Origin of the sequence: Streptomyces sp. NBC_01352, assembly GCF_036237295.1 — a bacterium.
Lineage (GTDB): Bacteria > Actinomycetota > Actinomycetes > Streptomycetales > Streptomycetaceae > Streptomyces > Streptomyces plumbiresistens.
In genome coordinates, this window is record NZ_CP108354.1 from 4486874 (window position 1) to 4508234 (window position 21361).

At 71.5% G+C, this 21361-nt stretch carries 22 protein-coding genes and 1 riboswitch; of the genes, 10 read left to right on the top strand and 12 right to left on the bottom strand.

Annotated elements, in window-relative coordinates; genetic code table 11:
* Window positions 1–139: 139 nt before the first annotated feature.
* Together OG252_RS20730 and OG252_RS20735 are read left to right on the top strand one after the other, a co-directional pair.
* Window positions 140–829: a response regulator transcription factor gene (locus OG252_RS20730; RefSeq protein WP_266434706.1), complete on the top strand. Its 690-nt coding sequence runs from the start codon at window positions 140–142 to the stop codon at window positions 827–829.
* Window positions 826–2301, top strand: coding sequence for a sensor histidine kinase (locus OG252_RS20735; RefSeq protein ID WP_266434708.1), 1476 nt, complete (start codon window positions 826–828; stop codon window positions 2299–2301). Before OG252_RS20730 ends, OG252_RS20735 begins: the two co-directional genes overlap by 4 nt.
* 51 nt (window positions 2302–2352) lie before the next feature.
* Here the strand turns inward: OG252_RS20735 and OG252_RS20740 are convergent, their stop codons facing one another.
* From OG252_RS20740 to OG252_RS20760, 5 genes are all read right to left on the bottom strand, one after another.
* Window positions 2353–2754, bottom strand: coding sequence for an ATP-binding protein (locus OG252_RS20740; protein WP_266434710.1), 402 nt, complete (start codon window positions 2752–2754; stop codon window positions 2353–2355).
* A gap of 147 nt (window positions 2755–2901) precedes the next feature.
* Entirely contained in the window at window positions 2902–4455 is a 1554-nt protein-coding gene (locus tag OG252_RS20745) for an ABC transporter substrate-binding protein (RefSeq protein ID WP_329337831.1), read from the bottom strand.
* A 170-nt stretch (window positions 4456–4625) separates the two neighbouring features.
* Window positions 4626–4955, bottom strand: a complete 330-nt coding sequence (locus tag OG252_RS20750; RefSeq protein WP_266434714.1) for a hypothetical protein — start codon at window positions 4953–4955, stop codon at window positions 4626–4628.
* 38 nt (window positions 4956–4993) lie between these two features.
* Window positions 4994–6268: a metallophosphoesterase gene (locus OG252_RS20755; protein WP_266434716.1), complete on the bottom strand. Its 1275-nt coding sequence runs from the start codon at window positions 6266–6268 to the stop codon at window positions 4994–4996.
* A 49-nt stretch (window positions 6269–6317) separates the two neighbouring features.
* Window positions 6318–6557 (bottom strand): SCO4848 family membrane protein, encoded by a 240-nt coding sequence (locus OG252_RS20760; RefSeq protein WP_030043237.1) that lies wholly within the window; start codon window positions 6555–6557, stop codon window positions 6318–6320.
* A gap of 91 nt (window positions 6558–6648) precedes the next feature.
* Between OG252_RS20760 and OG252_RS20765 the strand changes: the two genes are divergently transcribed.
* A complete protein-coding gene (locus OG252_RS20765; RefSeq protein ID WP_329337834.1) occupies window positions 6649–7992 on the top strand; it encodes a D-alanyl-D-alanine carboxypeptidase family protein in 1344 nt (447 codons plus the stop codon).
* On the opposite strand, the gene OG252_RS20770 is transcribed toward OG252_RS20765, so the two are convergent.
* Genes OG252_RS20770 through OG252_RS20785 form a run of 4 tightly spaced genes read right to left on the bottom strand, consistent with a single transcriptional unit; the run spans window position 7940 to window position 10785 of the window.
* Entirely contained in the window at window positions 7940–8848 is a 909-nt protein-coding gene (locus OG252_RS20770; protein WP_266434723.1) for a YihY/virulence factor BrkB family protein, read from the bottom strand. The genes OG252_RS20765 and OG252_RS20770 overlap by 53 nt on opposite strands.
* Window positions 8836–9273 carry a GtrA family protein gene (locus OG252_RS20775; protein WP_443068499.1) on the bottom strand — a complete coding sequence of 146 codons (438 nt, stop codon included), beginning with the start codon at window positions 9271–9273 and terminating at the stop codon, window positions 8836–8838. The genes OG252_RS20770 and OG252_RS20775 overlap by 13 nt, the downstream gene beginning before the upstream one ends.
* 32 nt (window positions 9274–9305) lie before the next feature.
* Window positions 9306–10283, bottom strand: coding sequence for a decaprenyl-phosphate phosphoribosyltransferase (locus tag OG252_RS20780; RefSeq protein ID WP_329337838.1), 978 nt, complete (start codon window positions 10281–10283; stop codon window positions 9306–9308).
* The gene (locus OG252_RS20785) at window positions 10276–10785 is read right to left on the bottom strand and encodes a phosphatase PAP2 family protein (RefSeq protein WP_329337840.1); all 510 of its coding nucleotides are present in this window, start codon (window positions 10783–10785) and stop codon (window positions 10276–10278) included. Before OG252_RS20785 ends, OG252_RS20780 begins: the two co-directional genes overlap by 8 nt.
* 133 nt (window positions 10786–10918) lie before the next feature.
* On the opposite strand from OG252_RS20785, the gene OG252_RS20790 reads away from it, so the two are divergent.
* Complete coding sequence (locus OG252_RS20790) at window positions 10919–12274, top strand: FAD-binding oxidoreductase (RefSeq protein ID WP_329337842.1); 1356 nt, start codon at window positions 10919–10921, stop codon at window positions 12272–12274.
* 38 nt (window positions 12275–12312) lie between these two features.
* The gene (locus OG252_RS20795; RefSeq protein ID WP_329337844.1) at window positions 12313–13068 is read left to right on the top strand and encodes a decaprenylphospho-beta-D-erythro-pentofuranosid-2-ulose 2-reductase; all 756 of its coding nucleotides are present in this window, start codon (window positions 12313–12315) and stop codon (window positions 13066–13068) included.
* A gap of 47 nt (window positions 13069–13115) precedes the next feature.
* Here the strand turns inward: OG252_RS20795 and OG252_RS20800 are convergent, their stop codons facing one another.
* On the bottom strand, window positions 13116–13694 hold the full coding sequence (locus OG252_RS20800) for a 2'-5' RNA ligase family protein (protein ID WP_266434733.1): 579 nt from the start codon (window positions 13692–13694) through the stop codon (window positions 13116–13118).
* A gap of 154 nt (window positions 13695–13848) precedes the next feature.
* Entirely contained in the window at window positions 13849–14859 is a 1011-nt protein-coding gene (gene trpS / locus OG252_RS20805) for a tryptophan--tRNA ligase (RefSeq protein ID WP_266448152.1), read from the bottom strand.
* Between the two features lie 199 nt (window positions 14860–15058).
* Between trpS and OG252_RS20810 the strand changes: the two genes are divergently transcribed.
* The 4 genes from OG252_RS20810 to OG252_RS20825 all read left to right on the top strand — a co-directional run bounded on the left by OG252_RS20810 (window position 15059) and on the right by OG252_RS20825 (window position 18454).
* Window positions 15059–15619: an RNA polymerase sigma factor gene (locus OG252_RS20810; protein WP_307680186.1), complete on the top strand. Its 561-nt coding sequence runs from the start codon at window positions 15059–15061 to the stop codon at window positions 15617–15619.
* Window positions 15606–16565, top strand: coding sequence for a hypothetical protein (locus OG252_RS20815; RefSeq protein WP_329337847.1), 960 nt, complete (start codon window positions 15606–15608; stop codon window positions 16563–16565). The genes OG252_RS20810 and OG252_RS20815 overlap by 14 nt, the downstream gene beginning before the upstream one ends.
* Window positions 16566–16670: 105 nt before the next feature.
* Window positions 16671–17450 carry a hypothetical protein gene (locus OG252_RS20820; RefSeq protein ID WP_329337849.1) on the top strand — a complete coding sequence of 260 codons (780 nt, stop codon included), beginning with the start codon at window positions 16671–16673 and terminating at the stop codon, window positions 17448–17450.
* A 326-nt stretch (window positions 17451–17776) separates the two neighbouring features.
* Window positions 17777–18454 carry a hypothetical protein gene (locus OG252_RS20825; protein ID WP_329337851.1) on the top strand — a complete coding sequence of 226 codons (678 nt, stop codon included), beginning with the start codon at window positions 17777–17779 and terminating at the stop codon, window positions 18452–18454.
* A 13-nt stretch (window positions 18455–18467) separates the two neighbouring features.
* Here OG252_RS20825 and OG252_RS20830 read toward each other — a convergent pair whose 3' ends face one another.
* Complete coding sequence (locus tag OG252_RS20830) at window positions 18468–19916, bottom strand: glycine hydroxymethyltransferase (RefSeq protein ID WP_307676880.1); 1449 nt, start codon at window positions 19914–19916, stop codon at window positions 18468–18470.
* A 31-nt stretch (window positions 19917–19947) separates the two neighbouring features.
* A riboswitch (ZMP/ZTP riboswitch) is annotated at window positions 19948–20046 on the bottom strand.
* A 101-nt stretch (window positions 20047–20147) separates the two neighbouring features.
* Here OG252_RS20830 and rocD point away from each other — a divergent pair.
* Window positions 20148–21344 carry an ornithine--oxo-acid transaminase gene (gene rocD, locus OG252_RS20835; protein WP_329345173.1) on the top strand — a complete coding sequence of 399 codons (1197 nt, stop codon included), beginning with the start codon at window positions 20148–20150 and terminating at the stop codon, window positions 21342–21344.
* Window positions 21345–21361 lie beyond the last annotated feature (17 nt).

The window sequence follows — 21361 nt, forward strand, 5'->3', positions numbered from 1 at the left end:
AGTCCGGTCGGTCCCCCAGGTCCTGGCCAACAGAATTGGCGGCGGCACGCGTGCGTGGACATGCAACGGGCGGGACTCTCAAGGAACTCCAAAGCACGAACCGGCCCGACTGTCAGTGCTCGCCCCGATACTGGGGAGCATGACGACGGCTCCAGGCACCGTGCTGGTCGTGGAGGACGAGGAGAGCATCGCGGACGTCCTCGCCATCGCGCTGCGCTACCACCGGTTCGAGGTGATGGTGGCGGGCACCGTCCGCGAGGCGCTCACGCTCGCCGACCGGACCAGGCCCGACGCCGCGCTGCTCGACGTCATGCTGCCCGACGGGGACGGGCGGGCCCTGGCGCGCGAACTGCGCGACCGACGTCCCGATCTGGCGCTCGTCTTCCTCACCGCCCGCGACGCGCCCGCGGAGGTGGTCGGCGCGCTCGGCTTCGGCGACGACTACATCACCAAGCCGTTCAACATCGACGAGGTCGTCGCCCGGATCACCGCGGTGCTGCGCCGCACCCGCCCGGCCGACGTCCTGCCGCAGCGCCCGCCGCTGCGCTACGGCGACCTGGAACTGGACGAGACGACGTACTCGGTGCACCGCGCGGGCCGCTCCGTCGAGCTCACCCCCACCGAGTACGCCCTGCTGCGCTTCCTGGTGCGCAACGGCGGCCGGGTCGTGCCCAAGGAGCAACTCCTGCGCCACGTCTGGCAGTACGAGCACACGCCGCCCGACTCGACCGTCGTCGAGACCTACATCAGCTATCTGCGGCGCAAACTCGACGCACTGGGACCGCCTGTGATCACCACCCGGCGTGGTGTGGGATACGGGCTGGCATGAGGCTCCCCGCAAGGCTGCTCAGGCCCGTCCCGCGATCCCGCCGGAAGCGCGGCATCCATTCCCTGCGCGCCAAGCTGACGCTGGCGAACGTGGCGCTGCTCGCGCTCGGCATCGTCGCGGCGACCGTCGTGAGCGTGATGGGCATGCGGTACTACCTGCTCGACCAGATCGACGCGGAGCTCACCAAGACCCGGGACTCCCTGGGCGGTTCACAGCTCACCCTGCGGGAGATCGACTCGCTGAGCGTGCTGGGTTTCGTGCGCGACCGGCTGGTCCAGCAGCAGTCGGACGACCAGCCACGACCGGACTCGCTCTTCGCCGCCGTGGACGGGCGGGGCAAGCCCGTCGGCCTCCTCGGCTTCGAGCCGACCGACGCCCAGCGCGCCTTCGCGAAGGCGGTCGACGACCCTCGCGCCCTGATCGAGGACCCGGATCCGCACGACATCCGCGTGCAGGACGCCGACTACCGGGCGTCCGCGACGCAGCTCGCCGACGGCACCTACATCCTGCTCGCCACCTCCACCGACGGCCTCCACAAGGGCGTCGCCAAGGCCGTCAAGTTCGATCTCGCCATCGGCACGCTGCTGCTCGCGGTGCTGGCCTGTCTGACGATGTTCAGCGTCCGGCGCCGGATGCGGCCGCTGGAGGACATGGTGGAGACCTCGTCGGCGATCGCCGAGGGCGATCTGACCCGGCGCGTCCCCTCCAGCCGCGAGGCCACCCTGGAGGTCGAACAGCTGCGCGTCGCCCTCAACTCGATGCTCCACCAGGTCGAGTCGGCTTACCGCACCCGCGAACACAGCGCGGCCCAGCTGCGCCGCTTCGTCGGCGACGCCTCGCACGAGCTGCGCACCCCGCTGTCCGCGATACGCGGCTATCTCCAGCTGTACGAAAAGGGCATGCTCACCGATCCGGGTCAGCGCAAGCGCGCCTGGGACCGGATGAACGGCGAGGTCGACCGCATGGGCCGCCTCGTCGACGAGCTGCTGACCCTGGCCCGCCTCGACCAGCGGCCCGAACTCCGGTTCCGCAACGTCGACCTCACCCGCCTGGTCCGGGACGCGGCCGAGGATCTGCGCGTCCAGCAGCCGCAGCGGCCCCTCACGGTCGACGCCGACGGCTCCCTGCTGGTGCACGCCGACGAGTCCGGGCTGCGCCAGGTGCTCGGCAACCTGGTGGGCAACGTGCGCACGCACACACCCGCCGACGTGCCGGTGCGGCTCGGCGTGGAGCGCGCGGACGGGATCGTACGACTGTGTGTCGCGGACAAGGGGCCGGGGCTCGGCCCGCAGGACGCGGCACGCGTCTTCGACCGCTTCTTCCGGTCCGGCCGGGGCGCGGGCAGCGGGCTCGGTATGGCGATCGTGCAGGGCGTGGTGCACGCGCACGGGGGTGAGGTGGCGGTGCGGACGGCGCCGGGCGAGGGGCTGGCGGTGACGGTCACCCTGCCGGCGGGGGCCGTACGGTCGTAACGCCGTGTCCCGCGAGCACGGCCCTTCAGGTGTCCCGACCCGCGTCCCGCTTCAGGCGTTGGCCGGCACGAGTGCCCACACCGTCTTGCCGTGCCGGCCCCTGCTCCACACCCCCCAGGCCGCGGCGATGTGCTCCACCATGTGCAGGCCGCGGCCGGTCTCCTCCCACTCGCCCACCACGCGCAGCCGGGGCTCCACCCGGCCCTCGTCGGAGACCTCGATCAGGCAGGAGCCGTCGGCGAGGGCGGTCACCGCCACCTCGAACTCCCGCTCCACGAGCGGGCCGTGGCGTACGACGTTGGTGGCCAGCTCGGACACGAGGAGCACCGCGTCGGCCAGCGCCCGGCCGTCCGGGGCGTGGCCCCAGTCGGCCAGGTGGTCCCTGACCCGGCGCCGGGCGAGACCGACGGAGGCCGGATGCCGGGGCAGCCGGAAGGAGTTGCGTCTCAGCACGTCTGCTCCTCACCCCGCCCACACCTCCCTCACATGGTGCTGCGTCGGGTGGCCGTCCGGCGTCACTTGGGCGAAGGTCACCACCGCGAGATCGCGTCAGATCCGCCCAATCCGGCTTCGAAGCCGTCAGATCCGGCCTCGGAGTCGTCAGATCCAGGTGAGACGCCAGAGGCGGAACCCGCCGGTGCCGTCCGAGAGGTACTGGCCGCCGCCCACGGCCTCGCTGGTGACGACGTACTCCTTGGCCTGCCACAACGGGATGACCGGAACATCACGGGCGACGGCCTGCTGCAGTTCGCGGAAGTCCTCGGTGGCCTCGGTGCGGTCGGCGTACCTCTGGCTGTCCTGAATCAGCTGGTCGACGGCCTTGCTGCGGTAGCCGGTGTTCATGGTGGCGCCGGAGCCGACGAGCGGGGAGCCGAAGGTGTCCGGGTCGGGGTAGTCGGCCACCCAGCCGACGGCGTACGCGTCCAGCTTCCCGGACACCCAGCGCTTCTGGAAGTCGGTCCACTCGTAGCCCTTGACGGTCACCTGGAACAGGCCGCTCGCCTCCAGCTCCCGCTTGAGTTCCGCGGCCTCCTCGGCGGCGGCGCCGCGGCCCGTGGCATAGCCGTAGGTGAAGCGGACGGGCAGGCTCACGCCGGCCTCGGTGAGCAGTTGCTTCGCCTTGCCCGGGTCCAGCTTGGGGTAGAGGTCGAAGAACGACGTGGTGTGGCCGGTGATGCCGGTCGGGATCAGCGAGTAGAGCGGGTCGACGGTCCCGTCGTACACCGTGGCGGCCAGCCGCTCGCGGTCGATCAGCCAGGCCATGGCCTGCCGGACGCGGGTGTCGTGCAGCGGCGAACCGGCGCGGGTGTTGAGGTACAGGTTGCGGGTCTCGGAGCTGTCGGCCACGGACACGCGCTGGTCGGGGTCGCTGGCGTTCAGCCCGGAGAGGATCTCGGGCGGCAGCTGCCGGGTGGCGACGTCGATCTGCTTGGCCTTCCAGGCGGCGTCGAGCTTGTCGGCATCGCCGTAGTAGCGCAGTTCGACGGGCCGGCCGGTGTCCTTGAGGGCGCCCTTGTAGCGCTCGTTGGGCGCGAGGTCGGCCTTCTTCTCCTTCGTATACGTGGTCAGGTCGTACGGTCCGGTGCCGTCGGCGCCGGTGCCGGTGCGCAGGCCGTTCGCCGGGTACTTGGTGCGGTCGACGATCGAGCCGGCTCCCGTGGCCACCTTGAACGGGAAGGTGGCGTCGGGCGAGGAGAGCCGGAAGGTGACGGTGAGGCCCTTCGCGCTGACCGAGCGGAGGGTGCTCAGCAGGGACGCGGGACCGACCTCGGAGTTGATCTTCTTGACCCGCTCGAAGGAGTACTTCACGTCCTCCGCGGTCATCTCACGGCCGCTCGGGAAGGTGAGGCCCTCGCGCAGTTCGCAACGGTAGGTGCGCAGGCCGCTGCCGACGAACGCGCAGCTCTTGGCGGCGTCCGGTACCGGCGTGGCGCCGCCGGGCTCGAAGGTCAGCAGTGACTGGAAGACGTTGCTGAACAGCGCCCAGGAGCCGGCGTCGTAGGCGCCGGCCGGGTCGAGCGACGTGACGGCGTCCGTCGTACCGACCGTGATGGTCCGGTCGTCGTTCTGCGCCGGCAGCAACTGCCAAGCACCCACTCCGGCGGCCGCCAGCACCAGCAGCGTCGCGAGTATCCGCATGCGAACCGAACGCATCGGTTGGCCCTCCCCAGGCCCCTCGGGGCCGTGCGCGTACGCCACTCCCCTAGCGGCGCGGATCACCTTTCCACACGCGTTTCACCTGGGGGAAGAGGGATTTGGGGAGTTGGACAAGACATTACCGCAAGGCGTTTCTGCGACGTTTCACAGGGGCCGCACAGTTTGACTCAGTAGGCCACCGCCCAGGCGAACACGCCGACGCACACCGCGGTCGAGGCGGCCGCGCGGGCCAGGACCACGCGGTCCACGATCCGCCGCAGCGGCGCGACCGGGACACAGCGCAACGCCCACGTGAACGGCAGCGAGAGCACCGCGGCGTACGCGAGCAGGAAGAGGGGCCGGGAGGGGTCCCAGGTCTCGCGACCCTGGTTCTCCAGGTGGAGGAGTCCCGCGAAGACATAACAGACAAGGGCGCAGGATCCCGTGAGGGCGGTCTCGAACAGCGCGAACAACACCGGGCGGGTGCGCGCGAGGCGCAGGACGGGCGTTCCGGTCATCTGGAGTCTCCTCACCCGGTCCTGTCCGCCGGCGGTGTTCAGGCCTGCGTCGACGCCAGTTCGATCACCGTGATGTCCGATTCGGCGCCGACCCGGGTCGGCGGGCCCCACGCGCCCGCGCCGCGGCTGACGTACAACTGCGTGTCACCGTAGCGCTCCAGGCCTGCGAGGGTCGGGTTCGCGGCCGAGGCGATGAGGTTGCCCGGCCAGAGCTGGCCGCCGTGGGTGTGGCCGGAGAGCTGGAGGTCGACGCCGTGCTCGACGGCGTCGTGGATCTGGACCGGCTGGTGGGCGAGCAGCACGCACGCGCGTGCCGTGTCACGGTCGCCGAGCGCCTTGACGAAGTCGGGACCCTGGCCCTCGTCCTCGCCCGACACGTCGTTGACGCCGGCGAGGTCGAAGTGCGCCAGTTCGGTACGGGCGTTCTCCAGCGGGCGCAGGCCCAGCCGTCGTACCTCCTCGATCCACTGCTCGGCGCCGGAGAAGTACTCGTGGTTGCCGGTGACGAAGTACGACCCGTGGCGCGCCCGCAGCCCGGCCAGCGGTGCCGCGGCCGGGCCCAGGTCCTTCACGCTGCCGTCGACCAGGTCGCCGACGACCGCGATCAGATCCGGCTGGGTTCCGTTGATCGTGTCGACGACCTTCTGGGCGAAACCGCGCCCGAGCACCGGGCTCAGGTGGATGTCGCTGACCACTGCGATCCGGTAACCGTGCGCCGCGCGCGGGAGCTTGGCCAGCGGGACGGTGACCCGCTTGACGGTGGGGCCGTTCAGGACGCCGTAGGTGCCGTAGCCGACGGTCCCGACGGCGAGCGCCGCGGCGGTGCCCCCGACGACCCGGGAGACGAAGAGGCGGCGGGAGGGGAGGGACGGCGGGCCGGCGGCCGGGGGCTCGGCAGCCGGGGGCTCGGCATCCTGTTCCGGGTCGTGGTCCGGCGTGGGTGCCGTTCCCGCCGGGACCGGCTCGGGCTCCGGCTGTCGTACGGCCGTCTCGGCGCCCGCCCGCCGTTCCAGGAACCGTCGCAGCAGCGGTCGTACGACCTCACCCGCCACCACGGCCAGCAGCAGGTAGATCGACAGGGCCATCCACAGGAAGCCCGGCCAGGCCAGGACGCGCTGGAGCCAGAAGGGCGCGCCGGTGCGCTCGGCGACGAGGGCCGTGACGGTGAGCACCCAGCCGCCCGCGATCAGCACCGCGCCCGCGCGGCGCACCAGGCCGGGGGCCTGGGTCGTGTCGCGGAACAGGCGTCTCCACAGGTACCAGTTGGCCGTGACCAGCACGGCCAGGACGAGCAGTACGAAGAGTATGACCACGGTCTCGTGTCCCCCCGTTGTGGGCTGTCAGGGCTGTCAGGTCTGTCGGTTATGACGTCCGGCGCAATGCGCGCACTCCGCGCAACCCGATGCCCCCGACGACCGTCCCCAATACGAAGGAGACGACGGCGAGCAGCAGGTGCACCCAGAAGTACGCCGTCGGGTGACCGTCGTCGAACGCGAGCCCACTGCTGTCCTTGATCAGGTTTTTGACGAAAGTGACCCAGATGACCCAGCTCCACACCCCGAAGGCGAGCAGGAACCAGGAGACGGGGCGGCTGAGCTTCATGCGTCCAGTATCGCCGCCGGGTGTCCGGTTCCTTGGCCGGGGTGGGGAGGGAGACGGGACATCACGCCCTGTGCCATGTACGTTCCTGACCGTGCCCGCACCCAAGAAGACCGCCAGGCGATCCCTGCTGGTCATTTCCGTTGTCCTGTCGTCCGCCCTGTCCTCGCTCGTGTTGACCGCGCCCGTCTCGGTGGCGGCGCCGAGCCCGTCGCCGAGCACGTCCGCGAGCCCGTCGCCGAGCAGGTCCGCGAGTCCGTCGGCGAGTCCGTCGGTCACTCCCCCGGCGAACATGTCGACCGTCGGCGGCGAACGCCTCGGCATGCCCGGGGCGCAGGTCAATCTGGCGAGCGGGGTGCCGGTACTGCCCAAGGGCCTGAGCGCGCGGTCGTGGATCGTCGCCGACGCCGAGTCCGGGGACGTACTGGCCGCCAACAACGCGCACTGGCGGCTGCCCCCGGCGAGCACCCTGAAGATGCTGTTCGCGGACACGGTGCTGCCGAAGTTCGCGAAGACCCAGAAGCACAAGGTCGTCCCCTCCGACCTGGCCGGCATCGGTTCCGGCTCCAGCATGGTCGGGATAAAGGAGGGCGAGACGTACACCGTCCACGACCTGTGGCTCGGCGTCTTCCTGCGGTCCGGCAACGACGCCGTGCACGTGCTGTCGCAGATGAACGACGGCATCGACAACACCGTCACCGAGATGAACGCGCACGCCGAGGAGCTCCAGGCCCTCGACACGCACGCGGTCAGCCCCGACGGCTACGACGCGCCCGGCCAGGTCTCCTCCGCGTACGACCTGACCCTGATCGCCCGTTCCGGGCTGCAGAAGAAGGACTTCCGCGAGTACAGCTCGACCGTCTCCGCGAAGTTCCCGGGCGAGACGACGAAGAAGAAGGGCAAGACGACCCGCGGGTCCTTCGAGATCCAGAACACCAACCGGCTGCTGACCGGCGACTCCGACATGTCCGTCTACCCGGGCATCGCGGGCGTCAAGAACGGCAACACCACCAACGCCGGCGCCACCTTCACCGGCGTCGCCGAGCAGGGCGGCAAGGTGCTGCTCGTCACCGTCATGAACCCGCAGAAGGAGGAGAGCAACGAGGTCTACAAGGAGACCGCCCAGCTCTTCGACTGGGGCTTCAAGGCGGCCGGCAAGGTGGAGCCGGTGGGTGAGCTGGTGCCACCGAAGAGCGCCGCGCAGGCCAGCGCCCAGCCGGGGGCGAACGCCTCCGGGGAGGCCGGGGGTACCGACGCGGGCGGCGCCGGGACCTCTTCCAAGCCGGTGGCGTCCGCCACCGCCGAGACCGCCTCCGGCGGCATGGGCATCGCGCTCTCGATCACCGGCGGGCTGCTGGTGGTGCTCGCGGGCGCCGCGTTCCTGGTCAACCGCCGTTGGCCGCTGCCGGATCTGGTACGTCGTCGGCCTCGCCCGTAGGTTCGTCCTCCTTGCTCTGCGTGGCCGTCCAGGCCGCGCAGAACAGGACCAGTTTCGCCGTGAAGTTGATCCACAGCAGCAGGGCGACGGGGACGCCGAACGCGCCGTACATGCTCTTCGTGGCCACGCCCTGCATATAGCCGCTGAGCAGCAGCTTCAGCAGCTCGAAGCCGACCGCGCCGGTCAGCGCCGCCACGATCAGCCGGCGGCGCTTCGGCTCGACTCCCGGAAGCAGTGTCAGGACGTAGAGGAGCAGCAGGAAGTCCGCGAGCACGGCGACGAGGAACGCGGCGATCTGCAGCAGGACGCTGCCCCAGCCCTCCTTGTCGATGCCCAGCTGCTCGGTGATCCAGCCGACCATCGCGGAGGCCACGGTGGAGGTGGCGAGCGTGACGAGGACGGCGCCGCCGAGGCCGACGAGGATGCCGAGGTCCTTGGCCTTGCGCAGGACCGGGTTCTCCTCGTCGTCGGGCAGCTCCCACACGGCCCGCAGGCACTCGCGCATCGAGCCCGCCCAGCCGATGCCGGTGAACAGCAGGGCGGCGCCCGCGATGAGGCCGACGGTGCCCGCGTTCTGCACCAGGCCGTCGATGTTGAGCTGGTCGGAGATGCCGGGCACCTGCTCGGCGATCTTGTCCTCCAGCGTGTCCTGCCGCTCCTTGCTGAGCGTGGCCGCGGCGACCGCGGCCACGACGGTGAGCAGCGGGAAGAGCGCCACGAAGCTGGTGAACGTCATCGCGGCGGCCAGCCGTGTCCACTTCACCCGGTCCAGCCGCTCGTACGACCGCCACGCGTGCGTGGCGGTCAGCCGGGCGACGAGCGGCCCGACGCCGGGGAGTTTTTTCAGCCAGTCCATGATCCGACTCTGCCCTCGCTTCGGAAGACCAATGTCCTGGTGCCCCAAAACCGCAGGATCGTGGCCAGGGCCATGCCGATTCCGGCGCCGGAGACGGTGTCCGCGCGCTGCGAGGTGAGGCCGAGGCCGTAGTGACTGACGGCGAGGCACAGGAGCTGTACGACGGCGCCGGCGAGGTTCACCGCGAAGAAGACGGCGTACGGGCGCGCTCCTCTCGGGCCGGTGTCCCGATACGTGCCCAGCGCGTTGCCCGCGTACGCCACCGAGCAGCCCACGACGAAGGAGAGCACCTTGGCGGTGAGCGGGTCGAGACCGGCCGGGCCGCGCAGGTAGGTGAAGAGGGCGAGGTCGGCGGCGTAGGCGAGGAGGCCGACGGCGGCGAATCCGAGGAGTTCCCGGCGACTCGTCCACGCGCGCGTGTTCAGCGGTCCGTTCGGGCTCGCGTACGCGCGCGTCCTCACCAATTGGCCACCGCCAGGGCGTACATCGCGATCCACAGCAGGCCGATCAGAGCGAGGGCGCGGTCGCGCAGGACGACGTCCTCGGGTTCGCCTGCCGTGCCGCGGTCGGCGAAGACGGCGTACCTGAGGATCGCGAGGATGAAGGCGACCATGGAGAGCTGCCGCCAGGGCAGGAGGCTGGTGTGCGGGACGCCGCCCTCCTCCAGGGCCCACAGGCAGTAGCCGAGGACGGCAACGCCGACCGCGAGCTGCCACACGAAGCGCAGGTAGCCGGTGGTGTACTCGGTGAGCAACGCGCGCGTGGCGCCTGTCTTCCCGGCCATCTGGACGGCTTCGGAGTAGCGCTTGGCCGACACCATGAACAGCGCGCCGAACCCGGTCGTGATGAGGAACCACCGCGACAGCGGGATATCGAGCGCGAGGCCGCCGACCACGGCCCGCATCAGGAATCCGGTCGTGACGACGAGGTCGATGACCAGGATGTGCTTGAGGCTGACGCAGTACGCCAGTTGCATGCCCAGGTAGGCCGCCAGAAGCGCCGCGACGGCCGGCGAGACCAGCCAGGCCGCGACAGCCGGCGCGAGGACGCCGAGAGCCGCTCCTACGGCGTACGCGACGGGTACGGGGACCTGTCCGGCGGCGACCGGGCGGCGGCGCTTGGTGGGGTGGGTGCGGTCGGCGTCGGCGTCCCGGGCGTCGTTGACGAGGTAGACGGCGGCCGCGCAGGCGGTGAAGAGGGCGAAGACGAGCGCGAGTTGGGTGAGGGCGTGCCGGGAGAAGAGCTGACCGGCGGCGGCCGGGGCGGCGATGACGAGGACGTTCTTGACCCACTGCTTGTGGCGCGCGGCCTTCAGGAGCCCTCCCAGGAGGCTGCCCTGAGTGGGTGGTGCGGACTGCCGGAGGGGCGTGCGCTGTTCCAGCAGCGTGGCCTCGCGAATGCGCCCGCCGCCCGTCATCGGCGCGGTCTCAGTCATGCGCGCTCCCTCTCATCCAGCGCGCTCCGATGCGCGCTGTGAGCGCCCCCAGGGCCGCGCCCGCCGCCACGTCGGAGGGGTAGTGCACGCCGACGACCAGGCGGGACACACACATCGCGGCGGCCAACGGCGGGACGGCGTACGCCCCCAACGCGCCGAAGGCGACCGCGGCGGCCACGGCGGACGTCGCGTGCGAGCTCGGGAAGGAGTGCCGGCCGACGGTGCTCACCAGGGGCTCCACATGTGCCGGACGCGGACGGCGCACGACCCTCTTCACGCCCATGCTGACGAGGTGCGCGCCCGCGGTGCGCGCCGTCCCGCGCAGCCATGCGCCACGGCGCGGACCGTCCGCGACAGCTCCCGCGAGACCCGCCGCGAGCCACAGCGCGCCGTGCTCGCCCGCCCAGGACAGGACGCGCGCGGCGTGCGCTACGCGTGGGTCGCGGCCGTACGCCCGCAGCGCCGAAAGGATTCGGTGGTCGATGTCGTCGAGATCGTCCATGTGGACTCACTGTTCACGTCAGCACCGCCGGAGTTCCTGCAATATAGGCCGACATCCCATTAATCACCCATTTCGGGTATGGGGTGAATGTTTCAAAACCAATCGCCCGCAAAGGGGCGATACGGTCACCGACATGCCTGCCGACACCGCTTCCGTCACCGGCTGGGGACGCACCGCTCCCACCACCGCCCGCCTGATCCGCCCACGGACGTACGAGGAGGCCGCGGCCGCCGTCCGGGACTGCGGGGCCCGCGGAGGCATCCCGAGGGGCCTGGGGCGGGCCTACGGGGACGCGGCGCAGAACGCCGGCGGGTCCGTGCTCGACATGACGGGCCTCGACCGCATCCACGCGATCGACGCCGACGAGGGCATCGTGCTGTGCGACGCGGGCATCTCCCTGCACCGGCTGACGGAAGTGCTGCTGCCGCTCGGCTGGTTCGTGCCGGTGACACCCGGGACGCGCCATGTCACCGTCGGGGGCGCGATCGGCGCGGACATCCACGGCAAGAACCATCACGTGTCGGGTTCCTTCTCCCGGCACGTCCTCTCGCTCGAACTCCTCACCGCCGACGGCGGGGTCCGCGCGGTCGGCCCCGGCACGCCCCTGTTCGACGCGACGGCCGGCGGCATGGGCCTGACCGGCGTGATCCTGACCGCGACGGTCCGGCTCCAGCCGGTCGAGACCTCCCTCATGTCCGTCGACACCGAGCGCGCGCGGGACCTCGACGACCTGATGGCCCGTCTGACGGCCACCGACCACCAGTACCGCTACTCGGTCGCGTGGATCGACCTCCTGGCGCGCGGCGCGGCGACGGGCCGCGCGGTGCTGACCCGGGGCGACCACGCCCCTCTGGAGGCGCTTGCGAAGCGCACGCGCGCGCGGAGGGACCCGCTCGCCTTCCGCACCTCCCGGCTCCCGGCCGCCCCCGCCTTCCTCCCCGAGGGCCTGCTCAGCCGGACGACCGTGGGCCTCTTCAACGAGCTCTGGTACCGGAAGGCCCCACGCGCGCGTACCGGCGAACTCCAGAGGCTCTCCACCTTCTTCCACCCCCTGGACGGGGTGCCCCACTGGAACCGGGTCTACGGCCGCGGCGGCTTGGTGCAGTACCAGTTCGTCGTCGGACACGGCCAGGAGGACGCCGTACGCCGGATCGTGCGCCGTGTCTCGCAGCGCCGGTGCCCGTCCTTCCTCGCCGTCCTCAAGCGCTTCGGGGACGCCGACCCGGGTTGGCTGTCCTTCCCCGTGCCCGGCTGGACGCTGGCCCTGGACATCCCGGCCCACCTGCCCGGCCTCGGCGCCTTCCTCGACGAGCTGGACGAGGAGGTCGCCGCGGCCGGCGGGCGCGTCTGCCTCGCCAAGGACTCCCGTCTGCGGCCTGAGCTGCTCACCGCGATGTACCCGCGCCTGGCCGACTTCCGCGCGCTGCGGGCGGAGCTGGACCCGCGCGGGGTGTTCGTGTCGGACCTGGCCCGCCGTCTCGGCCTCTAGGCAACCTCAGGCCCCCGGGCCTTCGTTAGGAGCTGTTCGTGAAGGACGCCTTCGGTACCCCCCAGTCCCTGCTCGTCCTCGGCGGTACGTCTCAGATCGCGCTCGCCACCGCACGCCGGCTGATCGCCCGCCGCACCCGCACGGTGTGGCTGGCCGGACGCCCGACACCCGCCCTGGAGACGGCCGCTTCGGAACTGCGCGCCCTGGGGGCCGACGTGCACACCGTCGCCTTCGACGCGCTCGACCCCGACTCCCACGAGACGGCACTCGGCAAGGTCTTCTCCGAGGGCGACGTCGACATGGTGCTGCTCGCCTTCGGGATCCTCGGCGACCAGGCGCACGACGAGCGCGAACCGGCGAGCGCGGTGCGCGTCGCGCAGACCAACTACACGGGAGCGGTGTCTGCGGGCTTGGTCGCCGCGCGCGCCCTGCAGACCCAGGGCCACGGCTCGCTCGTGGTGCTCTCCTCCGTGGCCGGCGAACGCGCCCGCCGCTCCAACTTCATCTACGGCTCCAGCAAGGCCGGCCTCGACGCCTTCGCCCAGGGCCTGGGCGACGCCCTGCACGGCACCGGCGTACACGTGATGGTCGTACGCCCCGGCTTCGTCCGCTCGAAGATGACCGCGGGCCTTGCGGAGACGCCCCTGGCGACCACGCCCGAAGCCGTCGCCACAGCCATCGAGCTGGGACTGCGCCGCCGCTCGGAGACGGTGTGGGTGCCGGGTGCGCTGCGGGTGGTGATGTCGGCACTGCGGCATGTGCCGCGAGGGGTCTTCCGGCGGCTGCCGGTCTAGGAGAACCGGGTCGCGGGGATCGCGGCTGCCGCTCCAGGAGGCCGGTGTCAGGGGGCGGGGATCGAGCCGCGCTCCACGCGGGCCGCCTGCGGAGGCACGACCGCGCCCCCGAAGACGTACTCGCGCAGCTTGCGCCACTCGCCGTCGGCGCCCTGTTCGTAGAGCGCGAAACCGGTGCAGGGCCACTCGGCGTGGTAGTCGGCGAGTTCCTCGAAGGCGCGGTCCATGGCCTCGTCGTCGATGCCGTGGGCGACCGTGACGTGCGGGTGGTACGGGAACTGCAGGTCGCGCGCCACGGGGCCCGAGGCGTCCCGGACCTGCTTCTGCAGCCAGGTGCAGGCCTCGGCGCCCTCGGCGACCTGGACGTAGACGACGGGCGACAGCGGCCGGAACGTACCCGTGCCGGACAGCCGCATGGGGAACGGCCGGCCGGCCGCCGCGACCTCGGTCAGGTGCATCTCGACCGCCGGCAGCATGGCCTCGTCGATCTCCGTCGGCGGCAGCAGCGTGACGTGCGTGGGAATGCCGTGGGCCGCCGCGTCGCCGAAGCCCGCGCGCAGCTGTTGGAGCAGGCTGCCGTGAGGCTCCGGGACCGCGATCGACACGCCGATCGTTACGGTCCCCACGTCGTCTCCTGTCGTCCTGTTCGAGTTCGTTCCCAGCCGTCCGGCTATCGACTGTACGGCCACGGCTGTGTTGGTGGGCAGGCGCAACCGTAGTGATGTGCAGCGCTCTGCGCAGTGGTACGCCTGTGCGGTGGTGCGCCTGTGGTGGTACGGCTCAGTGTTTGGCGGGCAGGAAGCCCACCCTGTCGTACGCCTGGGACAGGGTCTCCGCGGCGACGGCACGCGCCTTCTCCGCGCCCTTGGCGAGGATCGAGTCCAGCGTCTCCGGGTCGTCGAGGTACTGCTGGGTGCGCTCGCGGAACGGCGTCACGAACTCGACCATGATCTCGGCGAGGTCCGTCTTGAGCGCGCCGTAGCCCTTGCCCTCGTACTTCTGCTCGAGGTCGGCGATTCCCTCGCCCGTGAGGGTCGAGTAGATGGTGAGCAGGTTGCTGACGCCCGGCTTGTGCTCCGCGTCGAAGCGGATGACGGTGTCCGTGTCGGTGACCGCGCTCTTGACCTTCTTGGCGGTGGCCTTGGGATCGTCCAGGAGGTTGATGAGCCCCTTCGGCGTGGACGCCGACTTGCTCATCTTGATCGACGGGTCCTGAAGGTCGTAGATCTTGGCCGTCTCCCTGAGGATGTACGGCTTCGGGATGGTGAAGGTCTCGCCGAAGCGGCCGTTGAAGCGCTCGGCGAGATCGCGGGTGAGCTCGATGTGCTGGCGCTGGTCCTCACCCACCGGGACCTCGTTCGCCTGGTACAGCAGGATGTCCGCGACCTGGAGGACCGGGTACGTGAACAGGCCGACGCTGGCGCGGTCGGCGCCCTGCTTGGCGGACTTGTCCTTGAACTGGGTCATGCGGGACGCCTCGCCGAAGCCGGTCAGGCAGTTCATGACCCAGGCGAGCTGGGCGTGCTCGGGGACATGGCTCTGGACGAAGAGCGTGCAGCGCTCCGGGTCGAGACCGGCCGCGAGGAGCTGGGCGGCGGCCAGGCGCGTGTTGGCACGCAGGTCCGCGGGGTCCTGCGGGAGCGTGATCGCGTGCAGGTCGACGACCATGTAGAACGCGTCGTGGGACTCCTGCAGGGCCACCCACTGGCGGACGGCGCCGAGGTAGTTGCCGAGGTGGAACGAGCCTGCGGTGGGCTGGATTCCGGAGAGCACTCGCGGGCGACGCTGCATGGCGGAGCCATTCCCCTGAGGGTGGTGGTGGGCGACGGGTGGGCGGTCAGAGGCCATGCTCACCATTCTCTCAGGTCCCGGGGGGCGATCCGGAACTGGTCGGAAACAGATGGGACACGGGTGGGAACCGATCCGCGCCGAGCGGTGTACCAATCATGTGAGGACGCGGGAGGGGGGCCGCATCGTCGATGAGGCCGCGGTGATCGCCCGCGTACGCGCCGGAGAGCCGGAGGCGTACGCGGAGCTGGTGCGAGCCCATACGGGCCTCGCGCTCAGGGCGGCCGCCGCGCTCGGGGCGGGTGCGGACGCGGAGGACGTGGTGCAGCAGGCCTTCGTCAAGGCGTACTGCGCGCTGGGCCGGTTCAAGGACGGCGCGTCGTTCAAGCCGTGGCTGCTGTCGATCGTGGCCAATGAGACGAGGAACACAGTGCGGACGGCGGCCCGGCAGCGGACGCTCGCCGGTCGCGAGGCGGCCTTCGCGGAGGCGGAGCCGCTGATACCGGAATCGGCCGACCCGGCGGTGGCCACGCTGGAGACGGAGCGCCGCGCTGCCCTGCTGACCGCCCTGGAGAAGCTGAGCGAGGAGCACCGCCTGGTCGTCACCTACCGCTATCTGCTGGAAATGGACGAGTCCGAGACGGCCCAGGCTCTGGGCTGGCCCCGGGGGACCGTGAAATCCCGGCTCAACCGCGCCCTGCGGAAGATGAGCCGACTGTTGCCGGATTTTCAGCCTCGGGAAGGGGGTGATGAGCGTGAGTGAGGAGCCGGAGCTGGGTGCGTACGACCGTGAGGGCGGCCCCGATGACGTGGGCGAGGGACGCCGTGGTGACAGTGACCTGGGCGAGGGGCGCCGACGTGGCGAGCCCGCCCGGCTGCCGCAGGAGCTGCGGGCGCTGGGGCGTTCGCTGGACCCACCGGGCGGCGCCGGGTCCGACTCGATGGTCGAGCGGGTGCTGCAGCAGATAATCGCTGAGCACATCCCGGTCCCGGTGGCCGAGCCGACGGGAGCCGGTGAGCGGCTGCGGGCGGCCCGGTACTGGACGCGGGCGCGGTGGCGGTCGCTGACCGCTGCGCTGTGCGGCCTGCTGACGGTCCTCGCGCTCACGCCCCCGGTGCGGGCCGCGGTCCTCGACTGGTTCGACTTCGGCGGGGTCGAGGTGCGGTACGACCCGTCGGCGGCGCCCTCGACCGGCGCCGAGGTGCCCGGCTGCGAGGGGTCGCTGTCGCTCACGGGGGCGGAGCGCGAGGCCGGCTTCGAGCCGCTGGTTCCGCCGGCGCTGGGCGCGCCGGACGCGGTGTCGGTGACCGACGAGCCGCAGGGGCGGTTCCTGGTGAGCTTGTGCTGGCGCGAGCAGGGGCACACGATCCGGCTGGACCAGTACCCGGCCGGCCTGGACATCGGCTTCGCCAAGAGCGTGTCCGAGCAGCCCGTGTGGATCTCGCTGAGCACAGATCCCGCGGACGTCGGCACGCCGAGCAACACGGCCCTGTGGTTCCCCCGGCCGCACCTGCTCAGCTTCTGGCTGGTGGACGCGCACGGCTCCCGCTACACCCGCGAGGAGCGGACCGCCGGGCCGACGCTGCTGTGGATGCACCCCTCCGGCGGTAAGGACGTGACGCTGCGGCTGGAGGGGGTCGCGTCGAAGGGGCGGGCGGTGGAGATCGCGAAGTCCATCGACGGGGCGCCGGAGGAGTCCCCGAAATAGTGCGCGCGGGGTGGGAACCCCGGCGGGTCGGGCGGTGTACCAGAAGTGACAAGCGGCTCGCGGACGGGCCGCACGGGGATCGTCTGGCTTTGTATGGGGGTTCGGATGCGCAGGCTCGGGGTCGGGTGGAGCGGCCGGTGTCGTGAACTGGCGGCGCTGGCAGGGGTGTTGGTGATGGCGTCGGCGCTGATGCTGTGGGGGGCTTCCTCCGCGTCGGCGGGCGGACCGACGAGCGTGCTCGTGGTCTCGCCGCAGAGCACCCAGACGGCGGCGCTGTACTACTCCGACGAGGAGTACGGAGAACTGGAACAGCTCCTGGGCGCCCCCGGCACCGGCGTCCGCGACAAGCCGCCGGAGGCCAATCTGACGGCCGCCCGGCAGATCAACGTCACGTGGATGGTGCACGACGTGTCGCCCTGGCGCCTCGACCGGGTCTTCCCGCTGACGGACGGCGACGACGTCTGGATACACACGGCCGCGAACCTCCCGGAAACGGTGAACGGCCAATGGCACCGCGCCCAGCACCCCGGCCAACTGCGTGCGCTGCTCAAGGACCTCGGGGTGATGGGCAAGACGTCGGACGAGGGCCGCTCCGGGATCTTCCCGGCACCTTGGGAGACGGGCGAGTCCGGCGTCGGCGGCGAGACCGGCACGGGTGCCGACGCCGATGCCGGCACCACGGACACAGCGACCGACGCGGCTGTCGCACCGACTGCGCAAGCACGGCCAGGCGATGGCACCGACTGGTGGTGGGTGCTGCCCGGCGCGGCTGCCGGAGCCGCCCTGGCGCTGGTGCTGCGGCCCTTCGCCACGCGGATGCGGTGGAGGCCGTGGGACCGACCGCGACGGGAGCCGGGGCCACGGCAGGAATTGCGGGACGTGTGAGCGGCCGGGGGGCCGATGGCTGCCAGGAGCGACATGGAGGGGGACGGATGGCTATCGGGACCAAACGCGCGGGGCTACGGATGATGACGTGGCGGACGCGGGCGGGGGCGAGGAGTACACGGGTGACGACCCGGAGTACACGGGTGAGGACCCGGCACACACACGCCGGGCCACGGACGGCTCTCCAGGACGCTGGCGCGGGCATGGGGGTGACGGCCCGGTGCAGACGTGCGGGCATGGGGGTGAGGGCCACGTACAGACGTGCGGGCGTTCACGTCACGGGCCGGTGCAGACGTGCGGTTGTCCGGCTCGCGGTCATCGTGCCGATGTCGGTGGCCGCCGCCCTGTGCGGGATGCCGGCCGCGGACGCGGTCCTGCACGGGGCGGGCCGGGACGCCCCGAATGTGGCGGTGGTCGTCGCGGGCGGTACGGGCCGGACGACGGCGGTGCGTTCGGGCGAGCCGGACTTCGCCCGTCTCTGGCAACTGCTGGAGCCGATGTACGCGGGGACGGAGCGGGTGTCTCGGGCGTGGGACGAGGGCCGGTATCCACCGGTGCTGATCACCGTGGTGTGGGGGCTGACGGGGATCGGGGGCTGGCCGCAGACAGACGCGGCGCCGGGTGGTGACGTGGCGATGGAGCGGCAGGACCAGCTGTTCGTGGCCGGGGACGGCACGCCGTGGGTGCGCTCGGATGCCGCGCCGGACGTGGATGACGACGACATCCGCTGGCACCGGGCTCCGCGCTCGGTCTTCGAGCGGATGAGCTGGGCCGGGTTGCTCGGCGAGGCCGACGAGAGGGCGGCGGCAGAGAGTCTGGGCGATGCCGACGGGCCCGGCGGCGGGCACAGGTCCGCGGCGAGCGGCGTCTGGTGGGCGATACCGGGCCTCGCGGCCGGGTTCGCGGCCGGAGTGGGCGGCACGCTGCTGATACGCCGCGCGGCGGCCCGGCCGGGAACCGGGCCGCCGCGGGAGGAACCACGACAGGAGCTGATCGATCTCTGATGCGGGCCGGGCGTCAGCCCAGGTCGATCTCCGGGTACAGCGGGAAACCGGCCACGAGGTCGGTGGCTCGGTGGGCGACCTCGTCCGCGATCTTCGGGTCGAGGACGTGCTGGGCCTTGGAGGGGGCGCCCTTGCCGGTGGTGCCGGGCTCGGTGGAGGTGAGGACGCGGTCGATGAGGGCCGCGACCTCGTCCATCTCGGCGGTGCCGAGACCCCGCGTGGTCAGGGCGGGGGTGCCGATGCGAATGCCGGAGGTGTACCAGGCACCGTTGGGGTCGGCCGGGATGGAGTTGCGGTTGGTGACGATGCCCGAGTCGAGCAGCGCGGCCTCGGCCTGGCGGCCGGTGAGGCCGTAGGAGGAGGCGACGTCGATCAGGTTGAGGTGATTGTCCGTGCCGCCGGTCACCAGGGTCGCGCCCCGGCGCATCAGGCCTTCGGCCAGGGCGCGGGAGTTGTCGACGATGCGCTGGGCGTAGTCCTGGAAGGAGGGCCGGCGGGCCTCGGCGAGGGCGACGGCCTTGGCGGCCATGACGTGCGGGAGCGGGCCGCCGAGGACCATCGGGCAGCCGCGGTCGACCTGGTCCTTGAGGGAGTCGTCGCACAGGACCATGCCGCCGCGCGGGCCGCGCAGCGACTTGTGGGTGGTGGTGGTGACGATCTGGGCGTGCGGGACCGGGTCGAAGTCGCCGGTGAGGACCTTGCCGGCGACGAGACCGGCGAAGTGGGCCATGTCCACCATGAGCGTGGCGCCGACCTCGTCGGCGATCTCGCGCATGATCCGGAAGTTCACGAGACGGGGGTAGGCGGAGTAGCCGGCCACGATGATCAGCGGCTTGAACTCGCGGGCCGTGGCACGCAGGGCCTCGTAGTCGAGGAGACCGGTGGTGGGGTCGGTGCCGTAGGAGCGCTGGTCGAACATCTTGCCGGAGATGTTCGGGCGGAAGCCGTGGGTGAGGTGGCCGCCGGCGTCCAGGGACATGCCGAGCATGCGCTGGTTGCCGAAGGCCTGGCGGAGCTCGGCCCAGTCGGCCTCGGAGAGGTCGTTGACCTGGCGGACGCCGGCCTTCTCCAGGGCGGGGACCTCGACACGCTGGGCGAGGACCGACCAGAAGGCGACGAGGTTGGCGTCGATGCCGGAGTGCGGCTGGACGTAGGCGTGGCGGGCGCCGAAGAGCTCGCGCGCGTGCTCGGCGGCGAGGGACTCGACGGTGTCGACGTTGCGACAGCCGGCGTAGAAGCGGCGGCCGATGGTGCCCTCGGCGTACTTGTCGCTGAACCAGTTGCCCATCGCGAGGAGGGTGGCCGGGGAGGCGTAGTTCTCGGAGGCGATCAGCTTGAGCATCTCGCGCTGGTCGGCGACCTCCTGGCCGATGGCGTCGGCCACGCGCGGCTCGACGGCGCGGATCACGTCGAGGGCGGCACGGAAGGCGGTGGACTCGTGGGAGAGGGGTTCGGCTGGCATGGGGACCTCCGGACGTCGTGTTCAGCGTTCACGGTACGGCCCAGGCGCACGGCACTCGGTGCTGGACAGAGTCCAGGGGCCGCTCCCCGATGGTTCGTCCCATCCCAGCGCGCCAGTCACGGCCCGCCGGTCAGCCTACCGGGCACGCCGCGTCGCCCAGGTCCCGCGTCCACCATCCGAGCGACGATAGGAAGGAGGCCACCGCCACCTCAGGGAGATCCCGTGAACGCTATGGAGGGGCTCGTCGCCGCGACCGAAGCCCACAGTGCGCACACCTACCACCCGCTGCCCGTGATGATCGCCACCGCGGACGGTGCCTGGATGACGGACGTGGAGGGGCGCCGGTATCTGGACCTGCTGGCCGGTTACTCGGCGCTCAACTTCGGGCACTGCAACCGGCGGCTCGTCGAGGCGGCGAAGGCGCAGTTGGAGCGGGTGACGCTGACGTCGCGGGCATTCCATCACGACCGGTTCGCCGCGTTCTGCGAGGAACTCGCCGAGCTGTGCGGCATGGAGATGGTGCTGCCGATGAACACGGGTGTGGAGGCGGTGGAGACGGCGGTGAAGACGGCCCGGAAGTGGGGGTACCGGGTCAAGGGCGTGCCGTCGGAGATGGCGAAGATCGTGGTCGCCGGCAACAACTTCCACGGGCGCACGACGACGGTCATCAGCTTCTCCACGGACTCCGAGGCGCGGGCGGACTTCGGGCCGTACACGCCGGGCTTCGAGATCGTGCCCTACGGGGATCTGACGGCGATGCGCTCCGCGCTGACCGAGAACACGGTGGCGGTGTTGCTGGAGCCGATCCAGGGCGAGGCGGGGGTGCTGGTGCCGCCGGCCGGTTACCTGCCGGGGGTGCGGGAGCTGACGCGGGAGCGGAACGTGCTGTTCGTGGCGGACGAGATCCAGTCGGGGCTGGGGCGGACGGGGCGGACGTTCGCGTGCGAGCACGAGGGCGTGGTGCCGGACGTGTATGTGCTGGGGAAGGCGCTCGGCGGCGGGATCGTGCCGGTGTCGGCGGTGGTGTCGAGCGCGGCGGTGCTCGGGGTGTTCCGGGCCGGGGAGCACGGGTCGACGTTCGGCGGGAATCCGCTGGCCTGCGCGGTGGCGCTGGAGGTGATCGCGATGCTGCGGACGGGCGGGTACCAGGCGCGGGCGGCGGAGCTCGGCGAGCGGCTGCACCGGGAGTTGGGTGCGCTGGCCGGGACGGGGCGGGTGACGGGAGTGCGCGGGCGTGGGCTGTGGGCGGGCGTCGACATCGAGCCGTCGTACGGCACGGGACGGGAGGTGTCCGAGAGGCTGATGGACCTGGGGGTGCTGGTGAAGGACACGCACGGGGCGACGATCCGGATCGCGCCGCCCCTCGTCATCAGTGAGGAGGATCTGGACTGGGGGCTGGCCCAGCTGCGTGCGGTGCTGGGGCTGTAGGGAGTCCGCGGGACTTC

Coding starts and splice junctions, on each gene's coding strand:
- OG252_RS20730 (WP_266434706.1), top strand. CDS start 140: ATGACGACGGCTCCAGGCACCGTGCTGGTCGTGGAGGACGAGGAGAGC.
- OG252_RS20735 (WP_266434708.1), top strand. CDS start 826: ATGAGGCTCCCCGCAAGGCTGCTCAGGCCCGTCCCGCGATCCCGCCGG.
- OG252_RS20745 (WP_329337831.1), bottom strand. CDS start 4,455: ATGCGTTCGGTTCGCATGCGGATACTCGCGACGCTGCTGGTGCTGGCG.
- OG252_RS20750 (WP_266434714.1), bottom strand. CDS start 4,955: ATGACCGGAACGCCCGTCCTGCGCCTCGCGCGCACCCGCCCGGTGTTG.
- OG252_RS20760 (WP_030043237.1), bottom strand. CDS start 6,557: ATGAAGCTCAGCCGCCCCGTCTCCTGGTTCCTGCTCGCCTTCGGGGTG.
- OG252_RS20770 (WP_266434723.1), bottom strand. CDS start 8,848: ATGGACTGGCTGAAAAAACTCCCCGGCGTCGGGCCGCTCGTCGCCCGG.
- OG252_RS20780 (WP_329337838.1), bottom strand. CDS start 10,283: ATGACTGAGACCGCGCCGATGACGGGCGGCGGGCGCATTCGCGAGGCC.
- OG252_RS20785 (WP_329337840.1), bottom strand. CDS start 10,785: ATGGACGATCTCGACGACATCGACCACCGAATCCTTTCGGCGCTGCGG.
- OG252_RS20790 (WP_329337842.1), top strand. CDS start 10,919: ATGCCTGCCGACACCGCTTCCGTCACCGGCTGGGGACGCACCGCTCCC.
- trpS (WP_266448152.1), bottom strand. CDS start 14,859: ATGCAGCGTCGCCCGCGAGTGCTCTCCGGAATCCAGCCCACCGCAGGC.
- OG252_RS20815 (WP_329337847.1), top strand. CDS start 15,606: ATGAGCGTGAGTGAGGAGCCGGAGCTGGGTGCGTACGACCGTGAGGGC.
- OG252_RS20820 (WP_329337849.1), top strand. CDS start 16,671: ATGCGCAGGCTCGGGGTCGGGTGGAGCGGCCGGTGTCGTGAACTGGCG.
- OG252_RS20825 (WP_329337851.1), top strand. CDS start 17,777: ATGTCGGTGGCCGCCGCCCTGTGCGGGATGCCGGCCGCGGACGCGGTC.
- OG252_RS20830 (WP_307676880.1), bottom strand. CDS start 19,916: ATGCCAGCCGAACCCCTCTCCCACGAGTCCACCGCCTTCCGTGCCGCC.
- rocD (WP_329345173.1), top strand. CDS start 20,148: ATGGAGGGGCTCGTCGCCGCGACCGAAGCCCACAGTGCGCACACCTAC.